The organism is Pedobacter sp. Bi126 (assembly GCF_918698245.1).
In the GTDB taxonomy this organism is placed as follows: Bacteria; Bacteroidota; Bacteroidia; order Sphingobacteriales; family Sphingobacteriaceae; genus Pedobacter.
The window spans coordinates 413,629-430,644 of sequence record NZ_CAKKMS010000002.1 but is presented as its reverse complement, the minus strand read 5'-3'; the positions used below and the strand labels follow the sequence as shown (position 1 = coordinate 430,644).

The window sequence follows — 17,016 nt, the reverse complement described above, 5'->3', positions numbered from 1 at the left end:
TTCCGAAGTATTACAGCCGCTCATTTTCAGGATAATATTGACCACCTTAGTCACCTGAGCACATTTAAGTAGCAGGTAGTATAACCTTACAGGCTTATAATCTTAAATATGTTGCGCAATAACAAAACCGCTTGCCCATGCCCATTGAAAATTATAGCCGCCCAGCCAACCTGTAACATCTAAACATTCGCCACCAAAAAACAAGTTCGGGATCTTTTTACATTCCAGAGTTTTAGAAGATATTTCGTTGGTATCGATTCCACCACGCATTACTTCGGCTTTGTCATAGCCTTTATCACCCGCGGGTTTAACCTTAAAGTGATGAATGGTTTGTTCAATTAAATCGATTTCTGATTTTGTTAATGCCGCAACAGGTTTGCTTAAAGGTAAAAACTTACCTAATGCATCGGTAAACTTCCTGGTATAAATCCGGTTTAAAAGCGTCGACAATAAAGTTTTGCCATTCGTTTTTCTTTCTTCATCCAATAATGCTACGATATCCTGATGAGGCAACAGATTCAGGTTAACTGTTTCACCTCTTCTCCAAAAAGAAGAAATCTGCAAAATGGCAGGCCCGCTTAATCCCCAATGGGTAAAAAGGATATTTTCTTCGAACGAAATCTCATCATTGCTTACTTCGCAAAAAACAGAATTTCCCGAAAGCTGCGCAAACCATTCTTCATCCTTACCAGTAATGGTTAATGGAACCAAAGCAGGAGCCGTTTCAATAATTTTTAAGTCATGTTTTCTCGCAAAGCGTAAGGCAAAATCGGTAGCACCCATTTTTGGGATGGGTAAACCTCCGGTGGTAATCACTAGCTTGTCCGCAGTTAAAACTACCGTTTTACCATTTTTCTCATAACTTACTTTAAAGCCTTCTGGCAATATTTCAATATCCTTTACATCTGCGTTACACCTAATTTCTTGCCCGAAATCTTTGCAAATGGATGTAAAAACCTCAACAACATCTTTCGCATTTTTATCATCAGGAAATAATTGGCCTAAAGTTTTTTCTTTACCTGTTATACCATAAGTTTCAAAAAAGCCAATGGTATCGTCAACCGTCCACTGCGTGAAAGCAGATTTGATAAAATGTGGGTTTGCTGATATAAACTGCTCAGCTGATGCAAATTGATTCGTATAATTACAGCGACCACCACCTGAAATTAAAATTTTGGCACCGGGTTTTTCATTTTTTTCGAGCACAATCACTTTTTTACCCAGATAGCCTGCCTGCACCGCACACATCAATCCGCAGGCACCTGCACCAATAATTATTGCATCAGCATTCATCAATAAAATTTATTATGGTTACTTTTGCACAAAAGTAGCATTATTTTCAAGCGCATGGCAAAACAGATTAGCGAATTAAAATTAGGTATTTTAGGTGGCGGACAATTGGGCAGAATGCTCATTCAACAAGCAATCAATTACAATGTAACCACATTAGTTTTAGACCCAGATCCTGATGCCCCTTGTAAACACATCTCTAATTACTTCGAAAATGGCTCAATTACCGATTTTGACACCGTTTACGCTTTTGGAAAGAAAGCCGATATCATTACCATTGAAATTGAAAAAGTAAATATCGACGCCCTTGAGCAGCTTGAAAAAGAAGGCAAAAAGGTTTTTCCACAATCGAGGGTGATCCGTTTAATTCAAGATAAAGGTGTACAAAAACAGTTTTTTAAAGAAAATGATATCCCAACCTCTCCTTTCCAGATTGTAAATACGAAGGAAGATATGGAGAACAGTGCTATCCCTTTTCCATATATTTTAAAACTGCGCAAAGATGGTTATGATGGCAAAGGTGTGATGAAAATCAATAGTGCAGCCGATCTGGCCAAAGCTTTCGATGCACCTTGTATTATTGAAAAACTGGTCGATTTTGAAAAAGAAGTTGCCGTAATTGTTGCCCGTAATGCCAATGGCGATATGAAAACTTTCCCGATGGTAGAAATGGAATTTAATCCAGAGGCCAATTTGGTTGAGTTTTTAATTTCTCCATCTACTTTTGCCGAAAGCTTACAACAAAAAGCAGAAAACATTGCAAAAAATATTGCATCAGCAATGAACATCACCGGGATTTTAGCGGTAGAAATGTTTATTTGCAAAGATGGAGAGTTACTGGTTAACGAGGTGGCCCCCCGTCCGCATAATAGCGGTCACCAAACTATTGAAGGCAATTATGTTTCTCAGTTCGAACAACATTTACGTTCTATTTATAATTTGCCACTTGGCGATACCACAAGTATCACCAACGCCATTATGATTAATCTACTTGGCGAAAAAGGCTTCGAAGGTGTAGCTAAATATGAAAATCTGGAAAAAATATTGGCGATTGACGGTGTTTTTGTTCACTTGTATGGCAAGAAATACACAAAACCTTTCCGCAAGATGGGCCATGTAACCATTGTAGATATCGATAGAGAAAAAGCCATCGAAAAAGCACGCTTTGTACAAAAAACACTAAAAGTAGTAGCATAGCCCCTCCTAGCCTCCTGAATAGGAACTAAAAAGGTTGAAATACAAAAAGTTTAAAAGAAGTTAAAAAAGAAATAAAATAGATATGAGTCAAGGAAATTCAAATTCGGTATTAGTTGGAATTATCATGGGTAGCAAATCAGATTTACCTGTTATGCAAGATGCCGCTGATGTATTAAAAGAATTTGGAATAAACTATGAAATTACGGTTGTATCTGCCCACAGAACACCGGAACGGATGTTTAATTATGCTAAAGAAGCGCAAGGCCGTGGTTTAAAAGTGATTATTGCCGGTGCTGGTGGTGCTGCCCACTTACCTGGAATGGTGGCTTCTATTACCACATTGCCAGTAATCGGTGTTCCGGTTAAATCATCAAACTCTATCGATGGCTGGGATAGTATTTTATCTATTTTACAAATGCCAAATGGCATCCCGGTAGCTACAGTAGCTTTAAATGCAGCTAAAAATGCAGGTTTATTGGCCACTCAGATTTTAGCTACAGCTGATGAGTCTTTAACGGTTAAAATGCAAGCTTATAAAGATGAACTGAGAAGAAAGGTTGAAGAAAGCGCTGATAGTCTTGAGTCCTAAGTAGCGGTGACTGACTGCAAGGTATCGTCATTTCGAGCGGAGTGCAACGCAGCCGAGAACCCGAAGGCTCAGCGAAGCTAAATCTATCTCTATAGATCTCTCCATTCCGCTGTGCTTCAGTCGAGATGACGACTACTTTATAAAAACTTCTCAAAAAAACTCCCTAATTTAAACTCGGGTCTACCGGAAAATTACTGATATGGGCATATTTTGGTCCTAAGTTTACGATCACATCCCGCCAAAGTTTTTCGTCATCGTTACTAAAAATGAGATCAGGATTAAAGGTATCACTCACCATCCAGGCATTCTGCTCTATTTCGCGATCGAGCTGTCCATGGCCCCAGCCAGAGTAGCCCATAAAAAATTTTATTTCCTCAGCGCTTATGGCATTGGTATTTAAAAGGATTTTAAGTGTTTCAAAATTTCCACCCCAATACAGTCCATTCCCAATAGGCTCACCACTCTGTAGTTTATCATAACTACGATGAATGAAATGTAAGGTATCTGCTGCAACTGGTCCGCCAAAATAAATGTAGTTTTTTGCATCCCACAAATCCTGGATCACATCGTTCAACATCAGATTCCCTACCTGGTTCAGGATATAACCCACGGTGCCATCATCACCATGCTCTGTTAATAGCACAACAGATCTTTTAAAATTAGGATCGGCCATAAATGGCTCTGAGATAAGCAAGCGGCCTGTTTTAGGTTTTATATTGTTCAGCATGATGATAATCATTTGTTACACCGTAAAAGATGTCTATTTTTGTTAAATGCAAGTTACAAATGAATTTCTACAAAACCTGCGCCAAGATTACAAAAGCGCTTCGCTGGATGAATCTGACGTTGATCAAGACCCAATTATTCAGTTTAAAAAATGGTTTCAACATGCTGTTGATGCCCAGATATACGAACCCAATGTAATGACTTTGGCTACAGCCGATAAAGCTGGCAGACCCGATGCCCGTATTGTTTTACTTAAAGGCGTTGATACAGATGGATTTAGATTCTTTACAAATTACCTAAGTGCCAAAGGAAAAGAGCTTAAACGTAATCCATATGCGGCTTTAGTATTTTTCTGGCCTGAATTGGAAAGACAAGTGAGGATCGAAGGAACGGTAGAAAAACTAGATAAGGAAACTTCCGAAGAATATTTCAATACCAGGCCAATTGGCAGTCAGATTGGAGCAGTAGCCTCTCCACAGAGCCAGGTTATTCCAAATAGGGCATTTTTAGAAGAAAAATTTGAAGAATTAAAGGCTAAAAGTACCGATAAAGGTATTGCAAAACCTGCGCACTGGGGCGGTTATATTGTAAAACCTACAAGGATAGAGTTTTGGCAAGGAAGAAGCAGCAGGCTGCATGACAGGATAAATTTCGAAAAGGTTAAGGGAATCTGGACTAAAACAAGATTGGCACCATAACCTAATATAATAAATAGAGATCGGGCTATCCGGCAAGATCTCTATTTAACTAATCGTTTACTATTAAATTCTCTTTTTTTAATCTCTTAAAGATGAAACAAATCGCAGTTATAGGATCCGGCACGATGGGAAATGGCATCGCTCATACCTTTGCACAATTCAATTATCAAGTCAACCTGATTGATATTAATCAAGCTGCATTGGATAGGGCCATACAAACCATTACCAAAAATTTAGACAGACAGCTTGCCAAAGGCACATTAACAGAAGATCAGAAAGCGGCAACTCTTAATAACATCACCACATATACCTCAACAAAGGATGGCGTTCAAAGCTCCGATTTAATTGTAGAAGCCGCTACCGAAAGTGTGGACTTAAAACTGAAGATCTTTAAGGATTTAGATGAGTACGCACCTGCACATGCTATTCTGGCTTCTAATACGTCTTCTATTTCCATTACGCAGATTGCTGCCGTAACCGGTAGAGGTGATAAGGTGATCGGGATGCACTTTATGAACCCTGTTCCGGTAATGAAGTTAGTAGAAGTAATAAGAGGTTATGCCACAAGTGATGAAACAACCAGTACTATTATGTCGCTATCGCAAAGTTTGGAGAAAGTTCCTGTTGAGGTAAATGATTATCCGGGTTTTGTGGCTAACCGCATTTTAATGCCAATGATTAACGAGGCCATTTATACCCTATATGAAGGCGTAGCAGGTGTTTACGAAATCGATACGGTAATGAAACTTGGAATGGCGCACCCGATGGGGCCCTTGCAATTAGCAGATTTTATTGGTCTGGATGTTTGTTTGGCGATATTAAAAGTATTGAACGATGGATTTGGAAATCCTAAATATGCGCCTTGCCCTTTATTAGTAAATATGGTTGCTGCAGGTAAAAAAGGTATTAAAACTGGCGAAGGTTTTTATAAGTATACTGCCGGATCAAAAGATCTTGTCGTTTCTGATAAATTTAAAAAATCCTAATTTTTTTAGCATTTAATTTTATATTTGCTGTATGAATGAGAATCTGGATCCTGAAGCAAGTAACCTAAGCCCTACCGATCGCGATATTGAAAGGGTCTTAAGGCCACAGGCTTTTGAAGATTTTACTGGGCAGGAAAAAGTGATGGAAAATCTAAAGATTTTTGTTCAGGCGGCGAAACTCCGCGGTGAGGCTTTAGATCATGTTCTTTTGCATGGTCCTCCCGGATTAGGCAAAACCACACTTTCTCATATCATTGCCAATGAAATGGCTACTGGCATTAAGGTAACCTCTGGTCCGGTATTAGACAAACCTGGTGATTTAGCTGGTTTATTAACCGGCTTAGATGAAGGCGATATTCTTTTTATTGATGAGATCCATCGTTTATCTCCCCTTGTAGAAGAATACCTATACTCTGCCATGGAGGATTTTAAAATTGATATTATGCTCGAAACTGGCCCGAATGCCCGTTCTGTACAGATATCGCTTAATCCTTTTACTTTAGTAGGTGCTACCACCCGTTCCGGATTGCTGACTGCTCCGTTAAGGGCACGCTTTGGCATCAATGCCCGCCTGGCTTACTACGATGCTAAATTGCTAACCACAATTGTGCTACGCTCTTCTGATATATTAAAAACACCGATCAGTGATGAAGGTGCCTACGAAATTGCCCGCCGTAGTCGCGGCACACCCCGTATCGCCAATGCACTTTTACGGAGAACAAGAGATTTTGCGCAGATTAAAGGAAACGGAAATATCGATACTGAAATTGCCCGCTATGCCCTCAATGCATTAAATGTAGATGAACATGGCTTGGATGAAATGGACAACAGGATCCTGGTTACCATCATCGATAAATTTAAAGGCGGTCCGGTAGGTTTAAAAACCATTGCAACAGCTGTTGGAGAAGATGAAGGCACTATTGAGGAGGTTTATGAGCCATTTTTGATTCAAGAGGGTTATATTATGCGTACTTCACGGGGTAGAGAAGTTACCGAAGCGGCTTACAAGCACTTAAAGAAAAATTATCCCGGCCAAACCGGAAAGTTGTTTTAATATCGCCACACTCCATAGTCGGTCGTCATTTCGACTGGAGCAAAGCGGAACGGAGAAATCTGGTATCGTAGTATTAAAGATCTCTCCTCCAAAGGAGCTCCTTAGGAACACTGCGGTCGAGATGACACACTTATTTCCGTCATTGCGAGGAACGAAGCAATCTTTTTGTTCGTCCTCCTAAACTTGTTTCGGAATCTTAATAGAAATATACAATCCATCTGAACATTTAAGCCCTTTTGGTGTTCATAAAATAGAAATCAAACATTATGAATATTGAATTACGTAAACTAACGCTCGAAGATTACGAAGATCTTAAAGAATCGATGCTCCAGGCCTACGACAGTATGGGCGGTTCCATCTGGCCAAAATCAAGTATTGCAAAACTTTTAAATATTTTCCCCGAGGGGCAGCTCTGTATCGCTGTTGATGATAAGGTTGTAGCCTGCTCATTAGCCATTATTGTAGAGTACGACGAATATGGCGATCGGCATACCTACAAGTTGATTACTGGCGATTATTCTTTTACAACACACGATCCAAACGGCGACACGCTATACGGAATCGAAATTTTCGTGCACCCTGACTTCCGTGGTTTGCGCTTGGGAAGAAGGTTATATGAGGCACGTAAAGAACTCTGTGAAAGCCTAAACCTAAAAAGTATTATTGCAGGTGGCAGAATTCCGGGTTATCATCAATATGCTGAACAGCTTAGCCCAAGGCAGTATATTGACAAGGTAAAAGCAAAAGAAATTTACGATCCTACGCTTACTTTCCAGATCTCTAATGATTTTCACGTAAGAAAAGTATTAAAGAATTACTTGCCGGGCGATAAAGAATCAAAAGAATATGCCACCTTAATTGAGTGGAATAACATTTATTACCAGGGCATTGATGCTTCAGCCCGTTCGGCAATGACCATCCGTTTGGGTTTGGTGCAATGGGAAATGCGTTTATTCCCCAATATGGACGCATTTTATGAGCAGGTAGAATTTTTTGTTGATGCGTTAAGTGGTTACAAATCAGATTTCGTGATGTTTCCTGAACTATTTAACACGCCCTTACTGCAACCTTATAATCATTTGCCAGAAATTGAGGCCATGCGCAAACTCGCCGAAAAAACGGAAGAGATTGTACAAAGAATGCACGAGTACTCGTTGAGCTACAATACTAACATCATTACAGGCAGTATGCCACTTATTGAGGATGGTAAACTCTATAATGCCACTTACCTTTGTCACCGTACCGGTAAAATAGATGAGTATAGAAAAATCCACATTACACCAAATGAGCAGAAATATTATGGTATGATTGGCGGTGATAAAGTACAGGTTTTTGATACTGATTGTGGTAAAGTAGGCATTTTGATCTGTTATGATGTAGAATTCCCTGAATTAAGCCGCATTTATGCCGATCAGGGCATGCAGATTTTGTTTGTGCCTTTCTTAACGGATACACAGAATGGCTATACACGCGTTCGGCATTGTGCTCAGGCCCGGGCGATAGAAAACGAATGCTATGTGGCCATTGCAGGCTGCGTGGGCAATTTACCGAAGGTTAACAACATGGACATTCAGTTCGCGCAATCGGCGGTTTTTACACCTTCTGATTTCGCTTTCCCAACCAATGCCATAAAAGCAGAAGCTACGCCAAATACGGAGATGGTTTTAGTAGTCGATGTTGACCTACATTTACTAGACGAACTACACCACTATGGAACGGTAAAAGTGCTAAAAGACAGAAGAAAAGACCTTTATCAGGTTAAACTTTTGAAATAATAATCCATAAAAAATGCCGGTCAAATAAATGAGCCGGCATTTTCATTATAATCTAAAGCTAATTATTTTCTCATCACAAACCATATAATCAGACCAATAATCACAGCCAGAGGTAGCACCCATTTCAAGGCTTGCCCTGCTCCGTTTTCATCTTTCTCCGTTACCGCTGGCTTTGCTGGCCCTGGATCTTCCTTATGACTTTCGTAATCTTTTTCGATCGGTTTAGGAGCTGCTCCTGATTCCGTATGTTGTGGATCTATATTTTCCATAGCTAATACTCTAAAGTTCCTCCTTTCCTCGTTTGATTTCAATCAGGATGAACCATAATTAATTAATTTAGTTTCTGTATTTAGAACAAGTGATTAATGAAAATGTTTTAAATCCTAAGCCTTATCTTTGCAGATCGGTGTACAACAATTCAGCAAAATATAGCCAACTAATCAAAGATGAAGCCCTGCGTTTGGGTTTTATGGCCTGTGGCATTTCAAAAGCTGAATTTCTTGAAGAAGAGGCCCCAAGGTTAGAAAAATGGCTGAATCAAAACCGCCATGGTGAAATGAAATATATGGAAAATTATTTCGATAAACGCCTCGACCCCAGACTTTTAGTAGAGGACGCAAAATCAGTAATTTCCTTATCCTTAAACTATTACACAGAAGAAAAACAATCAGATCCTGATGCGCCAAAAATTTCCAAGTATGCGTACGGACAAGATTACCATACCGTAATAAAAGATAAATTAAAAGAACTAACTCATTTTATTGAAGAAAATATTGGCGAAGTTTCGGGAAGAGCGTTTGTAGATTCTGCTCCGGTTTTAGATCGTGCCTGGGCAAAAAAATCGGGCATTGGCTGGATTGGTAAAAATTCTAACCTGATCAGTAAAACTGATGGTTCCTTTTTCTTTCTTGCAGAATTGATTGTTGATCTAGAGCTAGATTACGATCACCCATATCAAGCTGATTATTGCGGAAGCTGTACACGTTGTTTAGACGCCTGCCCAACTGATGCCATTATTGCACCACAGGTTGTAGATGGAACCAAATGCATCTCCTACCTCACTATTGAGCTGAAAAATGAAATTCCCAATGAGTTTAAAGATAAAATGAACAACTGGATGTTCGGTTGTGATATCTGTCAGGATGTTTGCCCATGGAACCGTTTCTCTAAAGCACACAATGAAGAAGCTTTTAAGCCAGAGAACGGCTTACTGGATTTGAACGCAAAAGACCTGACTGAAATTACAGATGATGTTTTTAAAAAGGTCTTTAAAGGGTCGGCAGTTAAGCGCACTAAATTTTCCGGACTGAAAAGGAATATCGATTTTCTGAAACCTGAATAATGTTTATCTTCATTTCGAGCGAAGCGCAACGGAGTCGAGAACCCGAAGGCTCAGCGAAACTAAATCTATACCAATATGTCAGTCTGAGCGGAGTCGAAGACCCTAATACCGTTTAAAGATCTCTCCATTCCGCTTCGCTCCAGTCGAGATGACGATTCAGAGCGATAACTATATATCAGGCAAATTTATTAGCAAGATCAAGTTTAACTAAACAGATCGCCCAGAAAAACCTGAATCCTCCGTATTCATCTAATTCAACGAAAAACTGTTGTCACTTTTCACTTTATCAGGCGTATGCGGGTTTCCCATCACCACTTTTGATAATTTCTTGCTTGTTTTGATTGTTACTTTCACTTGCTTATCCCCTTTTTCCCAAACACCAATGGTGCTATGGTTATTTTCAACAGAGCCATCGTCATAAGTCAGAGATAAATCGATTGGTAAAGGCTTAACGCTTTTGTTCTCAATGGTAATCGTATATCCACTTGATGTTTTGTCTACAGCCTTTATAGCCATATCGGTAACGCCATCTTCAAAAAACCAGGCTTTCCAGAACCAGTTTAAATTTTTACCGCTTCCCTCATTCATGCTATTAAAGAAATCGTGTGGCATCGGGTGTTTACCATTCCAGTTTTTAATATAAGTATGCAAAGCTTTGGTAAACAGTTCATCTCCAAGGTAATCTTTAACAAACAAATAAGCCAAACCTGGTTTAGGGTACGAATTGGTAAAAGATCCTGATCCTTTTAAATCTGGGGTTAAAGTCATTATTGGAGTATCATCTTTACCACCAGATGAGGAAGCCGTAGGTTGTACGCCGTATTCATCAACAATTGTAGAATCAATCATCGGAGAAATCAACCACTCACCTATTGTGGCCCAACCTTCGTCCATCCAACCATATTTTGTCTCATTTATGCCCATGTAAAAAGGAAACATCGTATGAAAAATTTCATGGTCAGTTAGGGTAATGGCATCTGTGCGGTTATCAACCGGGTTATCGTTCACCATCATTGGGTATTCCATTTGGTCTAAACCATCGAATATCGTTTCATGATTGTATGGAAAAGGCCATTTAGGAAAAGTATAACTCATGGCTTCAACCGTTTTACGGGCAAAATCAATCACTTCGTAATAATCTTTATGTTTTGGATTAAAAACAGCATCTACACGGGTTCTTCTTTTTGTTTTAGGATCAACGACTAAACTGCTCGATTTCCACAGGTAATGATCGCTTAGCGCAAATACAAAATCAGTAACGTTTTTAGCCTCGAATTTAAAGGTATTAAAAGCATTCGGTTGCGTTACTTTTTTATCAGCTAAATCTTTGTCGGTAATCACATCAATTACGGCATCATTTTTTTCGGCAAATAACATTCTGGAAACGATATCTTTCTGGAAAACTTCTGAAGGGTTTCTCAGGTCGCCGGTTGCCCAAACTCCATAACCACCTGGAACAGTAATTGAAGCATTGAATTGGTCAAAGTCATTATAAAACTCCTCAGCTCCTGTGTAAGGGAATTTATTCCATCCGTCTACATCATCATAAACCGCAATACGCGGAAAAAAGTAAGCCACGAAATGAGACCCCTCATCTACCTGACCTGTACGCATATGCGATCCCTTATTTAAAGTATAGCTATAATCAATAGAAAAGCTAATCGTTTTGCCAGGAACAACCGCAGGAACACTAACAGTCATATTGGTTCCATCAATTTTAAAATCAGTGATTGACTTTCCGTTTGCTGCCAGTTTTTCAATAGCAACCCCATTACCCAGGTCAGACTCTGCCAATTTTGATTTTCTTGGTGTTCCTTTTTTGTACAGATTTGGATAAATTTTAAACCAGATTTCCTTCAGCGTATCAGGACTGTTATTGGTATAAATTACCTGAACTTTTCCCTTTAATAACCTGCTAGTAGGATTAAAATCTACATTCAAATCGTATTTGGAAGTATTTTGCCAATAATTCTTACCGGGTTTCCCATTCGCATTTCTGGTTTCCTTTTGATAGGTTTTTTGAAATTCAGGCGCTATTGGTAAAGTAGTCTGCGCGTTAGCGTAAAATGTTGTACACAATAAAAGGCTAAATATTTTTATAGATTTCATTTTTTGAGTTTAGGGCAAAGCGCTTTGCGCATAGCGTAATGTTATCTTTTAATAACCAGTTAACAGATTACCAAGTTTACACAATTAACCGATTAATCAAAATCTACTTACCAAACTTCATTTTCAACTGCTCCAACATATCTGTATTAATTGGTTGTGCCGGTTTTTCTTGCTTAGGCTGAGGCTTTTGTTGATATTGAGGCTTATTTGTTGGTGTATTATTTTGAGGTCTTGCTGCCTTGTTTTCATTTTTCTTGGCATTGAATTTTGCCCACTCCTCATCTAATTTCTTCTTTGTGTACAAAGGGAAATCGCCATTCTTCATCCAGGCATAATAGCTAGGCTCTACCGAAAATACCTGAGCAGTAGTTTTACCTTTATGTTTACCAAAGTTAAAGCATACCTCATTGTCATCATTGTAAACCAAACGGCCAGCAAAATCTACAGGTTTATTAATATTGGTAAAAATATGCAATGCATCTACATCATTTACAACGGGAATGCTTTTTACACCTTGTTTGCTTTCAAACTCGGTTTCCTTGTACATTTCTAACTGGCCGAGTAAAACCTTGTAAGTGGCAATAACATCCGCTTCTGCAGCGTGTGCATTAATTAAATCTTCCTGACAATAGAATTTATAAGCTGCTTTTAAAGTACGCTGCTCCATTTGGTGGAATATATTCTGTACATCAACAAACTTGCGGTTGTTCATATCAAAATCCACTTCAGCTCTTAAAAATTCTTCTAAAAGCATCGGGATATCAAATTTATTCGAATTGTATCCTGCCAGGTCACTTTCGCCAATGAATTCGGCAATTTCGGCTGCCAAAGTTTTAAAGGTAGGCTCGTTTGCAATGTCTTCATCATAAATACCATGTATTAACGAGGTTTGCAAAGGAATCGGCATTTCTGGATTTACACGCCAGGTTTTAACCAGTTCAGAACCATCTGGCATGGCTTTTAAAATCGCTATTTCAACGATTCTGTCAGCTCCAACATTAATTCCAGTAGCTTCTAAATCAAAAAATGCTAAAGGGCGCTTTAAATTTAATTTCATTTCTTATGATGTGAGATTGGCGACATTAGATTTGAATCGGAATGTCAAATTCTTTTTTTTCAAAAGTGCTAAAAAGGTTTCATTAGTTCTGTAAAACAGCTTTATTAATTTATAAATTTAATTGTCAAATTATTTCAGAATGTTAGTTTGTAGGATTAAATTGCGACAATTTATATACGCTCAAATGAATAAGACATTAGCCATACTATCCCTCCTATTTTTATCATTAACTACTCATGCTCAAAACTTTAACTTTGGTGCAATCACCTATGACGATTACGAATTCGACAGAAAAAAATTAGACAGTAATGCCAACGCTATTGTTTTAAAAGAGTTTGGTACAGCATCTATCCAACGGGATGATAATACTGGCAGTTTAGAACTGATTTTTGAGCACCATGTAAAAATCAAAATCTACAATAAAGAAGGCTTTAAGGAAGCTAATATTGTTATTCCGACCTATAAAGACGAATCTCGCGAAGAAACGATCAGTGATTTAAAAGCCTCTACTTTTAATTATGTAAATAATAATTTTGTAGAAACCGTAATGGACAGAAAGGCTGTTTTCACTGAAAACCGGTCAAAATACACCAGACTAACCAAGTTTACGCTTCCAAACCTCAAAGAAGGCGCTATAATTGAATATAGTTATAGGTTAAAATCGCCCAACTTATTTAATTTCAAAACATGGGAATTTCAAAGCAACATTCCAAAGGTGATTAGCGAATATTTGGTTTACATCCCAGGCATTTACAACTACAATGTTTCCTTACGCGGATTTCAAAAACTGACGGATCAAAAAGTAGAGTTGAGCAAAGAATGTTTAAGGCTTTCAGGCGTAGCTATCGATTGCTCAAAAATCAACTACATGATGAAAAACATTCCGGCATTTATTGAAGAAGATAACATGACCGCGCCCAGTAACTTTAAATCGGCTATTTATTTTGAGCTTTCGGATGTACAGAATTTGAATGGAGCAAAAACTTCCTATACTAAAACTTGGAAAGATGTTGATTATGAACTGTCATCATATAAAACCCTGGGCGATCAGATGAAAAGGAAAGATGTTTTTAAAGACCTCATTCCAGAAATTACAAAAGGAAGTACTACTGATTTAGATAAAGCAAAAGCCGTTTATAATTACATCAAAAAACAGATCAAGTGGAATAATTACTACGGAAAATACGCGGAAGATAACATTAAAAAAGTACTAGAAAACAGATCGGGCAATGTAGCAGATATTAACCTGAGCCTAATTGCGGCACTTTCTGCAGCTGGTTTAGATGCAGAGGCTGTTATCCTTTCTACCCGTGATAATGGAACTGTAAACAAACTTTATCCGGTAATGAGCGATTTTAATTACCTGGTTGCTAAAGTAAATCTTGCCGATAAAAGTTATTTACTGGATGCTACAGAACCACTTCTACCCTTCGGATTGTTACCACTTCGGTGTATTAACGACCAGGGCAGGGTAATCAATTTAAAGAAACCATCTTACTGGATAGATTTAAAGGCCAGCCAGAAAACAACTACCAGTTATATCCTAACGGGAAAAATGACTACTGAAGGAAAAATTATTGGCACCTTAACTACCCATACCATTGGTTACGCGGCATATAACAAACGTAAAGATATTCTACGATACAATTCGCCGGATGAATATGTCGAGAAGCTTGATGAACGTTTAACCAGAATTAAGATACTGGATCATCAAATTTCGAACCTGGATAGTGTGGAAAATTCTTTAATCGAAAAATACGAAGTAGAGTTTACCATAAACGATGGCACCAATAAAGATCAGTTCTATTTTAGCCCATTTTTTATCAATACCATTTCGAAAAATCCATTTAATTTAAACGAACGCACCTACCCAGTTGATTTGGGTGCAGCTTCTGACGAGCGCATTATCATCAGTGTGCTTTTACCAGAAAAATACCAATTGATAGAAAAACCGAAAGATATGGCAATAGCTTTACCCAATGCTGGTGGAAAGTATTTATTGCAAACGGCTTTAGATGGAAACACCATTTCAATGAGTCAGATTTTACAGTTTAACAATGCTATTTATCAGCCAGAAGAATATCTTTTCTTAAAGGAATTCTATAGCAAGATCATCCAGAACCAGAAAACAGAATTTTTATTAAAAAAGGCAAATTAAATGAGATTCTTATTTACCGTATTTTCCTTGCTTTTAGTTTCTGTTATTGGCTTTGCGCAAGACAATTATGATGTTGATTTAATTCCCGCTAACCTGCGCAACCGGGCCAATGCCTGTATCAGGAATGAAGAAACAACCATCGATATGCGCTCGCCTGATAACGTAATGCTCAATGTAAAAAAGGCCATTACGGTATTTAACCAAAATGGAGAGGACGAAGCACGCTTGGTACTCTATTACGATAAAAACATTTCAATTAAAGGGATAAAAGGAGAAGTTTACAACAGCGTTGGCAAGCTCACCAACAAGTTTTCTCAAAACGATTTTGCCGATATGAGCGCGGCCGATGGATTCTCCTTATTTGTTGATAGCCGCGTAAAACACTATCTACCATCGGTAAACCAATATCCTTACACCCTGGTTTACAATTATGAAATTAGAAATAAGCAAAATCTGATTATACCCGATTGGAGCCCGAAACCAGCAGATGATGTTTCAGTAGAGAAAAGCACTTACACGTTTATTTGTAAGCCAACAGATGAGATAAGAATAAAAACCCAGAATTATAACGGAACACCAGAAGTACTAACTGATGAGAAGCAGAAAAAAACAATTTGGAAGGCAAATAATATCCTGGCGGTTAGAACTGAACCCTATAGCCCGGCACACGAAACTTATGTAACCAACATCCAGATTGCCCCTCAAGCGTTTTATTATTACAACCATAAAGGCAGCTATACCAACTGGAAAGAGCTAGGCAAATGGATTTATGACGATTTGTTAGCAGCACGCAAAGTCCTGCCACCTGCCACCATTGAAATGGTAAAAGACCTTGTAAAAAACGAAAAAACAGACAAAGATAAGGCACGTAAAATTTATCAGTATTTACAAGACAAAACAAGGTACATTAGCGTACAGATTGGTATTGGTGGTTTTCAGCCGATTGCTGCCAGTGAAGTAGACCGGTTAGGCTATGGTGATTGTAAAGCTTTGGTAAATTATATGCAAAGCCTGCTCAGTGCAGTAAATATTGATTCTTATTACTGCGTAGTATCGGCTGGTTCTGAAAAGAAAAGTATGGACCCGAACTATGCCAGTATGGTACAAGGCAATCATATTATTCTATGTATGCCCTTAAAGGGTGACACAACCTGGTTAGAATGCACCAGCCAAAAAATCCCCTTCGGCTTTTTAAGCGATTTTACGGATGATAGATTGGTGCTTGCCTGTACTACCGAGGGAGGCAAACTATTGCATACGCCAAAACTAACCACTGCTGAGAACTTGCAGATACGTAAAGCCAACTTAACTGTTCAGTTAGATGGTAGTGTATCTGGAAAAATGAATACCGTTTATGCTGGCTCACAATACGAAAATCAGGAATCGCTGATCGGTAAATCAATAACCGAACAGCATAAACTACTAAAAGAAGCTTATAACATTGACAATATTGATTTCGAAGCAGTTTCCTTTGCGCAGAAAAAAGATATATCGCCCAAATTAACGGAAGAAGTAAGCATTAATATCAGAAATTATGCGCCTGTTAATGGAAACAAAATGTTTTTACAGCTCAATGCCTTTAACCTGAGGCGGTCGATTCCTGAAATAAAGAACAGAACACTTCCTGTTTACATTAACCGCGGATATACAGACGAAGATAGCATTGTTTATACCTTGCCAGATAATGTAATTACAGAATTGATTATTGGACAAGATAAAGCTTTTAAAAGCCCTTTCGGGGAATATGTATGTAAGGCCAGCTTAGTAGGCAACAAACTAACCTATTACCGGAAATTTATACTAAACGATGGTACATTTCCTGCAGCGCAGTATAATGAGTTTTCGAAATTCATTAATGATGTAAATGCTGCAGATTATTTAAAATTAGCACTTAGCTTAAAAAAATAATCCCGAGGCCAATACCAATAATCATGATCAGGTACATTAAAATTTCTGTTGAAGCAAATCTTTTGTATTTGGTCCAGAAAGAGTAATCATTTTCTTCGTTTGGCATTTTACATTTTTATGCAGCAAA

15 protein-coding genes are annotated in these 17,016 nt (G+C 38.4%); 9 read left to right on the top strand and 6 right to left on the bottom strand.

Going from position 1 to position 17,016, the window contains the following annotated elements:
* Positions 1-102: 102 nt before the first annotated feature.
* Positions 103-1,293 carry an NAD(P)/FAD-dependent oxidoreductase gene (locus LQ201_RS07030; RefSeq protein ID WP_230140528.1) on the bottom strand — a complete coding sequence of 397 codons (1,191 nt, stop codon included), beginning with the start codon at positions 1,291-1,293 and terminating at the stop codon, positions 103-105.
* A gap of 54 nt (positions 1,294-1,347) precedes the next feature.
* On the opposite strand from LQ201_RS07030, the gene LQ201_RS07025 reads away from it, so the two are divergent.
* Both LQ201_RS07025 and purE read left to right on the top strand, forming a co-directional pair.
* A complete protein-coding gene (locus tag LQ201_RS07025) occupies positions 1,348-2,487 on the top strand; it encodes a 5-(carboxyamino)imidazole ribonucleotide synthase (protein WP_230140526.1) in 1,140 nt (379 codons plus the stop codon).
* Positions 2,488-2,569: 82 nt separating this feature from the next.
* Positions 2,570-3,076, top strand: a complete 507-nt coding sequence (gene purE, locus LQ201_RS07020; protein ID WP_230140524.1) for a 5-(carboxyamino)imidazole ribonucleotide mutase — start codon at positions 2,570-2,572, stop codon at positions 3,074-3,076.
* A 163-nt stretch (positions 3,077-3,239) separates the two neighbouring features.
* Here purE and LQ201_RS07015 read toward each other — a convergent pair whose 3' ends face one another.
* On the bottom strand, positions 3,240-3,803 hold the full coding sequence (locus LQ201_RS07015; RefSeq protein WP_230140516.1) for a YqgE/AlgH family protein: 564 nt from the start codon (positions 3,801-3,803) through the stop codon (positions 3,240-3,242).
* A 46-nt stretch (positions 3,804-3,849) separates the two neighbouring features.
* On the opposite strand from LQ201_RS07015, the gene pdxH reads away from it, so the two are divergent.
* The 4 genes from pdxH (at position 3,850) to LQ201_RS06995 (ending at position 8,315) form a co-directional block, all read left to right on the top strand.
* Entirely contained in the window at positions 3,850-4,500 is a 651-nt protein-coding gene (gene pdxH, locus LQ201_RS07010; RefSeq protein WP_230140514.1) for a pyridoxamine 5'-phosphate oxidase, read from the top strand.
* 92 nt (positions 4,501-4,592) lie between these two features.
* Entirely contained in the window at positions 4,593-5,486 is an 894-nt protein-coding gene (locus LQ201_RS07005; RefSeq protein WP_230140513.1) for a 3-hydroxyacyl-CoA dehydrogenase family protein, read from the top strand.
* 31 nt (positions 5,487-5,517) lie between these two features.
* A complete protein-coding gene (gene ruvB, locus LQ201_RS07000; RefSeq protein WP_029277907.1) occupies positions 5,518-6,540 on the top strand; it encodes a Holliday junction branch migration DNA helicase RuvB in 1,023 nt (340 codons plus the stop codon).
* A 266-nt stretch (positions 6,541-6,806) separates the two neighbouring features.
* Positions 6,807-8,315, top strand: a complete 1,509-nt coding sequence (locus LQ201_RS06995) for a bifunctional GNAT family N-acetyltransferase/carbon-nitrogen hydrolase family protein (RefSeq protein ID WP_230140511.1) — start codon at positions 6,807-6,809, stop codon at positions 8,313-8,315.
* Between the two features lie 62 nt (positions 8,316-8,377).
* On the opposite strand, the gene LQ201_RS06990 is transcribed toward LQ201_RS06995, so the two are convergent.
* The gene (locus tag LQ201_RS06990; protein WP_131031142.1) at positions 8,378-8,584 is read right to left on the bottom strand and encodes a hypothetical protein; all 207 of its coding nucleotides are present in this window, start codon (positions 8,582-8,584) and stop codon (positions 8,378-8,380) included.
* A 137-nt stretch (positions 8,585-8,721) separates the two neighbouring features.
* On the opposite strand from LQ201_RS06990, the gene queG reads away from it, so the two are divergent.
* Positions 8,722-9,657: a tRNA epoxyqueuosine(34) reductase QueG gene (gene queG, locus LQ201_RS06985; protein ID WP_230141998.1), complete on the top strand. Its 936-nt coding sequence runs from the start codon at positions 8,722-8,724 to the stop codon at positions 9,655-9,657.
* Positions 9,658-9,906: 249 nt separating this feature from the next.
* Here the strand turns inward: queG and LQ201_RS06980 are convergent, their stop codons facing one another.
* Both LQ201_RS06980 and LQ201_RS06975 read right to left on the bottom strand, forming a co-directional pair.
* Positions 9,907-11,766 carry a M1 family metallopeptidase gene (locus tag LQ201_RS06980; protein ID WP_230140509.1) on the bottom strand — a complete coding sequence of 620 codons (1,860 nt, stop codon included), beginning with the start codon at positions 11,764-11,766 and terminating at the stop codon, positions 9,907-9,909.
* A gap of 103 nt (positions 11,767-11,869) precedes the next feature.
* On the bottom strand, positions 11,870-12,823 hold the full coding sequence (locus LQ201_RS06975; RefSeq protein ID WP_230140508.1) for a 3'-5' exonuclease: 954 nt from the start codon (positions 12,821-12,823) through the stop codon (positions 11,870-11,872).
* A 184-nt stretch (positions 12,824-13,007) separates the two neighbouring features.
* On the opposite strand from LQ201_RS06975, the gene LQ201_RS06970 reads away from it, so the two are divergent.
* Together LQ201_RS06970 and LQ201_RS06965 are read left to right on the top strand one after the other, a co-directional pair.
* Entirely contained in the window at positions 13,008-14,981 is a 1,974-nt protein-coding gene (locus LQ201_RS06970; RefSeq protein WP_230140506.1) for a DUF3857 domain-containing protein, read from the top strand.
* Positions 14,982-16,889 (top strand): DUF3857 domain-containing transglutaminase family protein, encoded by a 1,908-nt coding sequence (locus LQ201_RS06965; RefSeq protein WP_230140504.1) that lies wholly within the window; start codon positions 14,982-14,984, stop codon positions 16,887-16,889.
* Here the strand turns inward: LQ201_RS06965 and LQ201_RS25660 are convergent.
* Positions 16,873-16,995, bottom strand: coding sequence for a hypothetical protein (locus LQ201_RS25660; protein WP_255512125.1), 123 nt, complete (start codon positions 16,993-16,995; stop codon positions 16,873-16,875). The two genes, LQ201_RS06965 and LQ201_RS25660, sit on opposite strands and share 17 nt — an antisense overlap.
* Between the last annotated feature and the right edge of the window lie 21 nt (positions 16,996-17,016).

Bases quoted from the DNA above. Each gene is read 5' to 3' on its own strand.
- LQ201_RS07025 (WP_230140526.1), top strand. From the start codon at position 1,348: ATGGCAAAACAGATTAGCGAATTAAAATTAGGTATTTTAGGTGGCGGA.
- ruvB (WP_029277907.1), top strand. From the start codon at position 5,518: ATGAATGAGAATCTGGATCCTGAAGCAAGTAACCTAAGCCCTACCGAT.
- LQ201_RS07005 (WP_230140513.1), top strand. From the start codon at position 4,593: ATGAAACAAATCGCAGTTATAGGATCCGGCACGATGGGAAATGGCATC.
- purE (WP_230140524.1), top strand. From the start codon at position 2,570: ATGAGTCAAGGAAATTCAAATTCGGTATTAGTTGGAATTATCATGGGT.
- LQ201_RS06965 (WP_230140504.1), top strand. From the start codon at position 14,982: ATGAGATTCTTATTTACCGTATTTTCCTTGCTTTTAGTTTCTGTTATT.
- LQ201_RS07030 (WP_230140528.1), bottom strand. From the start codon at position 1,293: ATGAATGCTGATGCAATAATTATTGGTGCAGGTGCCTGCGGATTGATG.
- LQ201_RS25660 (WP_255512125.1), bottom strand. From the start codon at position 16,995: ATGCCAAACGAAGAAAATGATTACTCTTTCTGGACCAAATACAAAAGA.
- LQ201_RS06975 (WP_230140508.1), bottom strand. From the start codon at position 12,823: ATGAAATTAAATTTAAAGCGCCCTTTAGCATTTTTTGATTTAGAAGCT.
- LQ201_RS06980 (WP_230140509.1), bottom strand. From the start codon at position 11,766: ATGAAATCTATAAAAATATTTAGCCTTTTATTGTGTACAACATTTTAC.
- LQ201_RS06995 (WP_230140511.1), top strand. From the start codon at position 6,807: ATGAATATTGAATTACGTAAACTAACGCTCGAAGATTACGAAGATCTT.
- LQ201_RS06990 (WP_131031142.1), bottom strand. From the start codon at position 8,584: ATGGAAAATATAGATCCACAACATACGGAATCAGGAGCAGCTCCTAAA.
- LQ201_RS07015 (WP_230140516.1), bottom strand. From the start codon at position 3,803: ATGCTGAACAATATAAAACCTAAAACAGGCCGCTTGCTTATCTCAGAG.
- pdxH (WP_230140514.1), top strand. From the start codon at position 3,850: ATGCAAGTTACAAATGAATTTCTACAAAACCTGCGCCAAGATTACAAA.
- LQ201_RS06970 (WP_230140506.1), top strand. From the start codon at position 13,008: ATGAATAAGACATTAGCCATACTATCCCTCCTATTTTTATCATTAACT.